Below are 10890 nucleotides of genomic sequence, written 5' to 3'. Positions count from 1 at the left end.
CACCTCTTCTTGTCGCGCTTTCCTCAAGCAACAGCAACGGCTTGGCCAATCACTTGATGTGACGATACCGCAATGCAATGGGCACTGTCGTGATCCCTGTCACAATTCACACGCTCGCCTCGCCCTTATCCCGCAGCCGCCGGTAACACCAGCTTGGCCCGCAGACCGCCAATACCCGCTGCCGCAAGCTCGAACCGACCGCCATAAAGGGCGGCGAGATCAGCCACGATCGAAAGGCCGAGACCCGTACCCGGCACGCTCTCGTCCAGCCGCCTGCCACGCTTGACCGCCTCGCGCCGCTGCTCTTCGGTGAGGCCCGGCCCGTCATCTTCGACGATGATTTCCAGCAGGGCCCGCTCATCGGGGGCCGACGCGATTAGGGTAACCTTCAGGTCCACCCGAGTCCTTGCCCATTTGCAGGCGTTGTCGATCAGGTTTCCAGCCAGTTCCTCCAGATCCTGCTGCTCGCCCCTGAACCGGACGACAGGATCCAGCTCGGCGCTGAAGGCCAGCCCCCGGTCGCCGTGGATGCGGGACATCGCCCGCATCAGCCGCGCCAGCGTTGGCTCCACCGGTGTCGCCACTCCGATGACCCGCCGCTGCGCGGCCTGGCGGGCGCGTTCCAGATGGTGATCCACCTGGGTGCGCATCAGTTGCGCCTGTTCGGCCACTTTCTGGGCGAAGGCATCACCACCATTGGCATTCGCCTCGTTCGAAATGACGCTGAGCGGCGTCTTCAGGGCATGGGCCAGATTGCCGACATGGGTACGTGCCCGTTCCACGATCTCGGCGTTGGAGCGGATCAGGGCGTTCAGTTCGATAGCCAGCGGGGCCAGCTCGCGCGGCACGTTTTCGTCGATCTGCTCCGCCTCGCCGTCCCGGACAGCGGCGAGCGACTGTTGCATTCGGCGGATCGGCAGCAAGCCGAACCGGACCTGCACGAAGATTGCCGCAATCAGGCCAATGCCAAATACCGAAAGGGTCAGCACCACCTGCTCGGTGAAGGCGGCCAGATCCTTGCGCAGACCCTCGGTCTTGCCTCCGACGGCAATCAGATAGGACTTGCCATCAAAACTGATGATCCTTTGCGACACCCGCAGTTCCTCGCCGCCCGGTCCGGTCGCAAAGCCACCGCCCGTGCGCTGGCCAAAGGGCAGCGGCGGCACCAGCAGCGGATCGCCAACCAGGCTTCCGGAGGCGTAAACCAGTTTCCACTCCGGCCAGTCCGCAATGGTCCAGTACCAGCCAGACAGCGGCAGGGAAAATCGTGGTTCGCCGAGGTTTTCGGGTCGGTTGATGGTCTCGCCATCGCTTGGCGCCATCGCCCCGATGATGGCCTTCTGGTAAACTTCCAGCTGACTGTCGAGACCGCGTTCCACCGTATCGCGGAACAACTCCACCAGGATAAAGCCGGCAACCGCCAGCGCCGCGACCGACCAGAGCGAGGCGACCAGCATCAGCCGCGTTGCCAGCGACCGACGGCGAGCTGGCTTGTTTGCAGCGGTCACGTTGGCTCCCCGATCCGGTAGCCGAGGCCGCGCACCGTCTCGATATAGTCGCCGCCCAGCTTCTTCCGCAAACGCCCGACAAACACCTCGACGGTGTTGGAATCCCGGTCGAAATCCTGATCATACAGGTGCTCGACCAGTTCGGTGCGCGAGATGACCTTGCCCCGGTGATGCATCAGATAGGCAAGCAGGCGGTACTCATGCGATGTCAGCTTCACCTGCAGCCCCGCGACCGTCACCCGCCCCGCGCGCAGATCCAGGCGCAGATCACCACATTCGATTTCGTTGGAGGCATGACCCGCTGCCCGGCGCACCAGCGCGCGTACCCGGGCCAACACCTCTTCCATGTGGAAGGGCTTGGCGACATAGTCATCCGCACCGGCATCAATGCCCGCCACCTTGTCGGACCAGCGGTCACGCGCGGTCAGGATCAGCACAGGCATGGCACGACCGTCGCGCCGCCATTTCTCCAGCACCGACAGCCCGTCCAGCTTCGGCAAGCCAAGGTCCAGCACGACCGCGTCATAAGGCTCGGTGTCGCCGAGGAAATGCCCCTCTTCACCGTCATAGGTCCGGTCGACGACATAGCCCGCCTGGGTCAGAGCGTCGTTCAGCTGGCGGTTCAGGTCCTTGTCGTCCTCGACAATCAGAATGCGCATGAAAAAATCCAGGTTGGCCAGAGCAAGTCCTGTGGCTCCGTTTTCGCCGAGCAAGCTTCGGCAAATCGACTCACTTTATTGTCTCGCGCGCGATCATGGCAAAATTCAGCGGCTGGCGTCGACAACCACCGTCGTGACCTGGCCATTTTTCAGCACGGAGAGCTGGTAGACATAGCGCCCGCCCTCCTCGCACAGCTGCGCCCGGACAATCTCCCCCTGGACGCTTGCCGCAACACTGCCCAGCGACTGGGCGTTGCCACTTGCAACCACCTGCTGTGCCTGCGACTGAGACAGGCAGGCCGCGCTGGCTGAAAAGCAGCTGGCAATAACAAGGCCGAAAACGAGGAAAAGGCGCATCGTGGTCAGGTCCCGGACTGGCGTGTTTGAACTTGCCGACAGACTTAGGCCCTGGCGCCTGAATGGGACATGAACAGTCCTAGCATTCCTCAGCGGCCGGATGGGCCGCGGTGCTCGATCATCCGATAGAAATCAGCAAGTGTCCGGCCGCGTTCCAGGCGGAATGTCTCCCCGGTTGCTTCAAGACCTGCAATCCGGTCTATGCGGAACATGCGAAAGTCCTGCCGCAACTCGCACCAGGCAACGAGGGTCCAGACCTTGCCCCAGAACCAAAGCCCGAGTGGCCGGACCATGCGACGGCTCGCGGCTCCCTCGCCGTCGTGATAGGTAAGTTCCAGCCGCTCGCGCCCGTCAACTGCGCCTTCGATGGCATCGAGATGCGCCCGGACCTCGTCCGTCATTTCCGGAGCGACCGCATGGATCTCGATCCCTCCCGTCCGGGAGGCCATCCGCTCCGGCAACACCGCCTCGATCTTGACCAACGCCTCCGCTGCCGCGCGCGCCATGCCAGCGCCGCCCCAGGCGCTGACCAGCCTTGCGCCGGCAACCAGTGCCACGATTTCCTCGCGCGTGAACATCAGCGGCGGCAGGTCATAGCCGGAGCGCATGACATAGCCGACGCCGGCCGCCCCCTCCACGGGGACGCCCGACGCCTGCAGGTCCGCGATATCGCGATAAATGGTGCGTTCGGACACTTCCAGCCATTCGGCCAGTTGCGCCGCACGCACCAGACGCCCGCCGCGCAGGTGCTGGACGATCTGGAACAGGCGATCCGCGCGGCGCATGTGGTCCTACCTCTTGCCGGTCTCGACATAGAGCCCAATGCCATTGCCGAACGGATCCTGACAATAGGTGAAACGTCCGAACGGAATGCTGATCGGATCGGACAACACCTTTCCACCCGCCTTGACCAACCGTTCCATGCTGTCTTCCAGTGCGTCCGGGCACAGCAGATGAATCACGCTCCCCTGACCTGCCGGGGCCGGAGTGCCAACGGATAGATGACCGGACGGCGTGTTCATTTCATCCGCGACCGGGAACCTGGCCATGTCCATGCCGTCCATGTTCTCGCGGATCAACTGGACCTGCAGCACCTCATTGTAGAAGGCAACGGCCTTGTCGAGATCGGGAACCGGTATCTCGAACCAGACGACGCTGTTGCGGGGGGCGGTAGAAGTCGATGCGCTCATGTCAATCTCCATCAGGAGGGGGAAGGAACGGCTGAACCCTACCTCCCCCCTCCTGACAGCCTTCTGTCAGGAGCCTTTCAGACGTGTCGCTTTTCGCTCACTCGGTAACCTGACCGCGCCATCCGGCTGGCCCCGTGGTCACATGCCGAAGCAGCACGTTGACCACGCCAACGATGACGAGCACGACCGGCCCCCAGTCCGGAGGCAGCACGGCATCCCAGTCCACGACCGAGAGCTGGTCCAACACCTGGCCAACCAGAACCGCCAGTCCCAGCCCACCATTGAACAGCAGTGTCTTCCATCCACTCATGACAGCTTCTCCTGTTGTGATTGAACGGTGTCTCCGCGCCACCGCGCGATTTCGAGAGCAATGCGGCCGCGATAGTGCCAGGCCAGAAAGCCAAGGCCGGCCAGCGCCAGCACACCGCCGGCAATCAGCAGGCAATCCAGCAAGGGGATCCCGTGTGCCGCCGCGCCGCCGCCAGCGGCGGCGGCGCCGGCACTGCATCCGGCCAGCCCACCCCGCGCTGCAACAACGCGTGCGATCGTCGTCCGCGTTGCCGGCCCCAGCGATCCATCCACGGCAAGCGGCGGATGGTCAGACTGAAAGCGCAACGTCGCCAACCGCGTGCGGGGGCCCTCGATCCCATCAACAGGGCCCGGTCGATAGCCCAGAAGCCTGAGATGGGTCTGCGCCTGCTTGACCTGCGGATCCGGCCGGAGATCACCTCCCCCGGCCATGCCATAGTCGCCGGTCTGAAGCAGACCTGCCTCATCGGCCCGGCGTTTGACGAGCCCTGGCAGAACCCGTCCGCCCGCCGTTGTTCCGGTGCGGGCCAGAAGTTCGGCGGCTCGGCCAAAGTCTCCCGCTTTCAAAGCCTTGGCCCAGCGCCACGTCAGCGCCTTCGGACCGAGGTTGTAGACTGCAGAGACCGCTGCATCGAACGCCGGCTGCGGCAGGTTTCCGAGCGCCTTCTCGACCATCGGGCCATACTCCCGGTCCAGCATCGTCCGCAGCAATGACAGGGCCTTGACCGGATCAATGGTCTGCCCGAGTGCCAGCGTGCTGTGCCCCTGAAGGTGCCACCACTGGCGGAACAACTGCGAGCCTTCCGTAAAGCCATAGCCGATGGTCGGTACACCGCCGGCATCGAGGTAGGCCCGGCCGACGAAGCCCTCATGCCGCGCGATGAAGGCAAGCCCTTGTGGACTGACATTCATGCTTCTGCCCTTTCCTCAAGGTGATCTGCCTTACGCATCCGGAACGCCCGGCAGAAGGCAATGCACCGCAATACGTACGCTGCCCCCGGTGAAATTGCCGCCATTGGCGCTGAGCCGGACGGCGGTTGCCGCATAGAAGGCCGTCGGTCCGATGACGCCCGCATTGCTGGACCCGGCCGCGCTGCCCAGCGCACCGCCGAACTTGCTGCGCTCCGCGGCAAGCCCGCAGTCGTAGGACGCAGCGCCGGTGATACTTGTGAGCGTGCGCGTTGACACGCCGAAGACGACGGCCCGGTTGGGAATGAGCCCCGCCGCCTCGACGAAAGCCCCGCTCAGGCCGGACAGTGTCGCCTCCAGCGTCGCCAGTCCCGTCGTCGCCCCGCCAGCAGAGCGCGACAGGACCGCGCTTGGCGACAGCAGACCGCCGTAATCGCGCCAGCCTGCGGCCGTGTGGACAACCAGCGTTCCGGCGCTGGCCAGATAGGCCACAAGTCCGATCACCGGCGAGTAGAAGACCCAATCCGCGCCGGTCCACTCGGCGACATGGTCAGCCTTGCCGGCAAAGGCTCCGCTTGCCGGTGTCGTCACCAGATGGCAATCGCCGATGAGCGGCGAGCCCGGCGGGGTGCCGGTTCGGGTCAGGAGGTGCAGATGGGCCAGCGTGTCGAGCCGGGCCAGCGCCTCGTTGTGGGTGACATGCTTCTGCGCCTGCGCAGCTGCAATCAGCGGCAGGCGCAACCGGACAGTTTCAGACATTGAGGATCTCCTTCAGGGGAAGGCCGTGACCGGCCAGATCGGACAGTTGCGCCACCTCGGCCGTGAACACCGTTTGCAGCGCACCGAAATCGACCAGTTCCTGCGCCGGCGGATAGAGATAGCCGGCTGCCTCGACGGTCACGCTATGCAGGACCGCCGCGCCGGAAAGGAGCTGCAGCCGGTAGGCTTCCCGCGTCTCTCCGACCGGCACCTCCGCCGCGTCCCAGCTGTCGCCGCCGATGCGGCTGCGCCGGATCCAGCCAAACCGCACCCCGCCGGCCTCGCGCCGTGCCGTGAGATGGACCGGGGCGAATGGCAGCGCCGCGCGGCCCAAGCCGGCGGCAGTGAAGTCGGTGCGCGCGGCCGAGTCCAGCGCCACGCCGGGTGGCAACAGCCGGTAGGACAGCGCCTGCCCACGCTGGTCCGCCTCCAGCGGCAGCGCCACCAGGCCAGAATCCACGAGCACCACGTCGGCTCCGGCATCGGCACCCGCCAGCGCCTCGGCTTCCGTGCCTTTCTGTCCGCGCAACAGGTCCGTCAACCGGTAGCGCCGCTCGCCGACCAGATCCGCCTGCCGGAACTGCAGCAACTCGAAACCGCCCGTCCGGCTGCGCAGGGCCAGTGCGTTGCCCCCGGCCAGCACAGCCGTTTCCGAAAGGCTCTGCAGGTGACCGGAGAACAGCTCCAGCTCCGGCCGGTTCTGCCGGTCCCAGCGCCACAGCGGCCCGGCCTCCAGCGGCGTCACCAGCCGTCCGATGGTGGCCGGCCGCTCGATGCGGGCGATCTCGGCAAAGCCCGCCCCGCCCGGCCGCTGGCGCAAGACAGCCAGACTGCCCGGCCAGGGCCGCGCCTGCGCCGCCAAATGCGGCGCAAAGGCCGCGCCATTCTCCTCCAGCAGTGGCAGGTCGAGGAACACGGCCTGCGCCGGTCCCGGATCGGTGCTGCGCCAGGGGTCCGCGCGAGGCGTGGGCACCCTTGCTAGGACTGTCGCCGGCTCGCTGCGCACGGCCTCGATCCGGCGAACAAGACTGTCCTCGATCGCCGCAATGGTCATCTTCAGCGGCGGCGAGAAACTCTGGTCGGGCGTTGCCGCCAGCTCCAGCACATCGCCAACCTCGAGCGCCACATGGTGCATCGGCAGCAGGAATTCCACCCGTTCGCGCTCCGCCCAACTGCGGTGCAGCCGTGCTTCCGCTGCCCGTTCCAGCAGCGCCACCGGCGCCGCCACGCCCGGGTCCAGCGTCAGGACATGCCGGCTGCCGCCTTCCAGACGCCGGCTGGCAACGATCTGCCGGCGATGATCGCGCTGGATGTCTTCCCCCGCAATACGCACCTCGGCGGGCAACTCGCCCGCCTGCCCGCGCACCCGGGTGAGCAGGGCCGCCTCCGGCTCGCTCTCCACCAGATCCTCGCCGGACAGGGCAAATGCCGCCCCCGTCTGCGCCCCGGTCAGAACCAGGTCGCTGCCCCGGTCCAGCGCCCGTCCGCCGAAAGCTTCCAGCAGCGGCTCGATGGCCTCGCGCGCCGTCAGCGGCCCGGCCAGCGTCAGCCCGTCGATGACCTCCGCCAGTCCCTCGACCCGCACCCGCCCGGCCGGCACGCCGAAGTCGGCCAGGATCGTACGGATCACCGCGTTGAGGCTCGCCCCGCCGAGGCGACCGTTCAGCCAGTGGCCGACCTCCCAGTTGCCCCCGTCCGACCAGACCTCGCCATAGAGCGGAAAGGCCGGAAACGGCCGCGCGTCCCAGGTCCAAACATGCAGGTTGGCGCCGTCCACCATGCGCCCGCCATAGACCGGCGACAGCGGATTGTCGCCCATCGGCCAGTCCGGATGCCAGTCGTCCCAGAAGCTCAGCGAGGCTTCCAGCGCCCGCCGCTGCACGGCATCGTCCCGCCCGCCGCCGGAGAAGTAGGGCGGCGCGGATTCCGAGGACTTCGGATCGACGAAGACATTCGGCTGGTTCGCGCCCTTGTCGATGGCCGGCACGCCCAGTTCCGTGAACCAGATCGGCTTGGACCGTGGCACCCAGGCCGTTGCCGGCCCGGTTTCCACCCCACTGATCCGCTCCACATGCGGGCTCTCCCACCAGCCCCTCAAGTCCTTGGCGCGAAAGACGAAAGGCTTGCCATAGGCCCCGTCGGTGATCGGCGACCGCACACCGGCCGCCCGGTCCGCATCGCTGGCGTAGTACCAGTCGAAATACTCCCCGCCCCGAATGGCCCCGCGCAGGGCCGCCACATCCAGCGGGTCGCCCGTCTCCCGGCCGCGCGCATCGCTCAGCGGCATGTAATTGTCGATGGCGACCATGCTGATCGCCGGATCGGCCCAGAGCGGATCAAGCGGAAAGCGCAGCTCCCCGGCCGCCGGCTGATGCGCGCCATATTCCGACCAGTCCGCCGCATAGGACACCCGCGTCTGCGGCCGCAGCACGGTCCGCACCGCTGTCGCAAGGTTTTTCAGCGCCGCGACGAAGGGATAGCCGCCGCCGCCCGCATGGGCGAGTGTCAACCCGCGCATTTCTGAGCCGATCAGGAAGGCATCCACTCCGCCTGCGGCCTCCGCCAGATGCGCGTGATGCAGGACAAAGCGCCGGTAGGACCATTCGTCCGGGCCGGCATAGCCAATAACATCGCCCGCCCGCGAGAAATCCCCCGGCGCAGCCGTGCCGGTGAAGGCGGCCACATCGCTTGCAAGAGCCGCCCCCGGACGGATGCGCCCGCGCCAGGGAAAGGCCGCCTGCCGCGCCCCGCCATAGGGATCGGGCAGGCTGTTGTCCGGCGGAATGTCCATCAGGATGAAGGGATAGAGCACCACCCGCAGCCCGCGCGCCTTCAGGTCACGGATCGCAGCCAGCACCGAGGCATCACAGGGGGTGCCGCCATAGGCCGGACGGTCCTCCAACTGCGACACGACCTCCGCGTCCTCGCGCGTCACCGGCCCCACGGTCCAGGTCATGCCGCTGGTTTCCCGGCCCAGTCCCTCCACCTTGGGACGGATCTGGCATTGGCCGGCCCTGAGATCATCGCCGAACCAGGCCACCACCAGCGCCACGCTTTCCAGCGCCGGGCACAGGTCCTGCAGTTCGTCCAGCGCCGCCGTCCAGTCCGTCGTGGCCAGCTTGGTGTGGCGGTTGACGCTGCGCGTCTCGCCCGGGCGCGGCGTGTCCGTCACCGGCACCGGCGCGTAGACGAACTCGCCCGCACCGGGGATCAGCGTCACGGCGCGGATCTGCCGTTCCAGCTGATCCACCACCCGCACCACCTCGAAGGTCAGCTGCGGCAGACGGTTGCCGAAGGGCTCGAGCGGCAGCCGCTCGAACACCACATGCGCCGTGTCGCGGTAGGCAGGTGCCGCGCCCTGCACCGCTGCGATGAGGGGATCAACGCCCTGATCCCGGCTGCCCGGATAGACCCGGTGTGTGATCGTGCTGCGGTCAATCAGCTTGCCATCGGCCCAGATGCGGCCAACCCGGGCAATCGGGCCCTCGCACAGGGCAACTGCAAAATTGGCGAAATAGCTGTAATTGCGGAGCTTCGGCCCGCCGCCCTTGCCGCCGGCACTTTCCTCGCTCACCACTTCCTCAAAGCGCGTCGCCCAGATCACCTGCCCCGCCAGCCGCGCCCGGCCATAGACGAAGGGGATCGGCGCACCCTCGGTCGAGGCCTGCACCGACAGGTCGGCCAGCCGACCCCGGTCGACCGTGCGCCCGCCGCCGAACAGCGACTGGTCGAGGAGACTTCCAGCCACCGCCCCGGCTGCCTTGACGAAGATTGCGCCAATACCGCCCGCGCCGACCAGGCCGCCCAGCGCCTGTCCGGCGGCCGCAAGGATCAAGGTTGCCATGGCAGGGCTCCGGGAAAGGAAAACACATGGGTGATGCGCCGCGCCCAGGCAGTACCGAGCGGGCATTCGATGACGCCGACACGCTCATAGGCGTGGATCAACTGCTCATCGGTCGACAGAATCCCGGCATGCTTGACCGGCGCCCCGTCCCGCCAGCGGAACAGGAGCACGTCGCCGGGCTGACGCTTGTCGAGAGACACCGGCACCAGCCAGCGCTGCGCCGCCGCCAGCAGCGTTTCGGCATCCGGTCCGTCCGCCGCCTCGGCCCAGTCGGGCGCATAGGGCGGCAGCGGCTCAGGCTCATCGCCAAAGTATTCCCGCCACAGCCCGCGTATCAGGCCGAGGCAGTCGCAACCGGCGCCCTTCAAGCTCGCCTGATGCCGGTAGGGCGTTCCGATCCAGCCCCGCGCTGCCGCCAGCACCGCGCGCCGATCGAGGGGATCAGCCGACAAGCGCGCCTCCATCGTTCTCGCCCGTATTGCGCCCCGGATAGGCCAGCACGAAGTCGGTCCCCGGCATGTGCGGAAAGCCGCGAAAATTGACCGCATTGGCGAATTTCGCCCGGCAGGTGGCAAAGCGCTTGTCGCAGCCGGCCGTCACCTCGATCTGAGTGCCCACCCCGATCGGCTGCGGCGCGGTCAGCCACAGCGACAGCGTCGCCGCAGATCCGCTCCTCGCATGCCGGGCGATCTCGCCGGCAAAGCCCGCGAGCGGCCCGCTCAGGACGACAAAGCGTCCGCCGTCAAACCATCCAGCGTCAAAGCCGGTGAGGCCCGTCACCGTCAGCTCGCGCGCATCCGCCGCCCCGCTCACCGTGGCCACAGCCCGGTAGCGCGGATCGGTGAGCATAACGCCGCAGCGCGTATCGCCAAGATCGGCATCGCAGCGGCTGGCGAACACCCGGCCGCGCCTTGCCTCCAGCAGATGGCCGAGCCCGCGCAGCTCGGCGCGGAAACTGCGGCCGGCCCGTGTTACCTCGCCGATGATGGCCCGGCGCAGGAGCACCGCCTCGGCCGGATTGGCCCAGTTGACGAGATGGACCGCCACCTCCGCCCCGTCCCAGCGTCCGGCCTCCAGGTCCGCCTCCGCAAAGCCGTCCAGCGGCACCGGCCCGTCCGTGTCGAGCGCGCCCGACACCTCGCCGCCGCCCGCCGCCAGTCCCGGCCCGCGCGTGTCCGCGCTCGCCTCCATGCCGCGCGCCGGGTGACAGACCACCCCGTCCACCGTCAGGCTGCGGTCATGGTCGGTAAAACCCAGCCGCTGCCCGTCGCTGCGGGTCAGGATCCACACCGCGCAAAGGCTCGTTATCCGGCCCGCCAGATGGGCGGCCAGACCCGGATCAAGTGTCTTCATGA

Annotated in this window: 11 protein-coding genes; all 11 read right to left on the bottom strand. The window is 67.3% G+C overall.

What is annotated here, in order from left to right; genetic code table 11:
• Nucleotides 1-125: 125 nt before the first annotated feature.
• The gene (locus ACTIFE_RS13325) at nt 126-1508 is read right to left on the bottom strand and encodes an ATP-binding protein (protein ID WP_439529646.1); all 1383 of its coding nucleotides are present in this window, start codon (nt 1506-1508) and stop codon (nt 126-128) included.
• Entirely contained in the window at nt 1505-2167 is a 663-nt protein-coding gene (locus tag ACTIFE_RS13320; protein WP_439529645.1) for a response regulator transcription factor, read from the bottom strand. Before ACTIFE_RS13320 ends, ACTIFE_RS13325 begins: the two co-directional genes overlap by 4 nt.
• Nucleotides 2168-2272: 105 nt before the next feature.
• Nucleotides 2273-2524, bottom strand: coding sequence for a PepSY domain-containing protein (locus ACTIFE_RS13315; RefSeq protein ID WP_439529644.1), 252 nt, complete (start codon nt 2522-2524; stop codon nt 2273-2275).
• An 89-nt stretch (nt 2525-2613) separates the two neighbouring features.
• Entirely contained in the window at nt 2614-3309 is a 696-nt protein-coding gene (locus tag ACTIFE_RS13310) for a helix-turn-helix transcriptional regulator (protein ID WP_439529643.1), read from the bottom strand.
• A 6-nt stretch (nt 3310-3315) separates the two neighbouring features.
• On the bottom strand, nt 3316-3714 hold the full coding sequence (locus ACTIFE_RS13305) for a VOC family protein (protein ID WP_439529642.1): 399 nt from the start codon (nt 3712-3714) through the stop codon (nt 3316-3318).
• A gap of 97 nt (nt 3715-3811) precedes the next feature.
• Entirely contained in the window at nt 3812-4024 is a 213-nt protein-coding gene (locus tag ACTIFE_RS13300; RefSeq protein WP_439529641.1) for a hypothetical protein, read from the bottom strand.
• The gene (locus ACTIFE_RS13295) at nt 4021-4935 is read right to left on the bottom strand and encodes a glycoside hydrolase family protein (RefSeq protein WP_439529640.1); all 915 of its coding nucleotides are present in this window, start codon (nt 4933-4935) and stop codon (nt 4021-4023) included. Before ACTIFE_RS13295 ends, ACTIFE_RS13300 begins: the two co-directional genes overlap by 4 nt.
• A gap of 30 nt (nt 4936-4965) precedes the next feature.
• Nucleotides 4966-5691: a DUF2793 domain-containing protein gene (locus ACTIFE_RS13290; RefSeq protein WP_439529639.1), complete on the bottom strand. Its 726-nt coding sequence runs from the start codon at nt 5689-5691 to the stop codon at nt 4966-4968.
• Nucleotides 5684-9535, bottom strand: a complete 3852-nt coding sequence (locus tag ACTIFE_RS13285) for a baseplate multidomain protein megatron (protein ID WP_439529638.1) — start codon at nt 9533-9535, stop codon at nt 5684-5686. The genes ACTIFE_RS13290 and ACTIFE_RS13285 overlap by 8 nt, the downstream gene beginning before the upstream one ends.
• Entirely contained in the window at nt 9523-9987 is a 465-nt protein-coding gene (locus ACTIFE_RS13280) for an NlpC/P60 family protein (protein WP_439529637.1), read from the bottom strand. Before ACTIFE_RS13280 ends, ACTIFE_RS13285 begins: the two co-directional genes overlap by 13 nt.
• On the bottom strand, nt 9977-10888 hold the full coding sequence (locus ACTIFE_RS13275; protein ID WP_439529636.1) for a DUF2163 domain-containing protein: 912 nt from the start codon (nt 10886-10888) through the stop codon (nt 9977-9979). The genes ACTIFE_RS13280 and ACTIFE_RS13275 overlap by 11 nt, the downstream gene beginning before the upstream one ends.
• Nucleotides 10889-10890: the final 2 nt, after the last annotated feature.

The sequence above is a fragment of the Pannonibacter sp. genome, assembly GCF_051860505.1.
Lineage (GTDB): Bacteria > Pseudomonadota > Alphaproteobacteria > Rhizobiales > Stappiaceae > Pannonibacter.
This window is presented reverse-complemented; position numbering and strand designations above follow the sequence as displayed.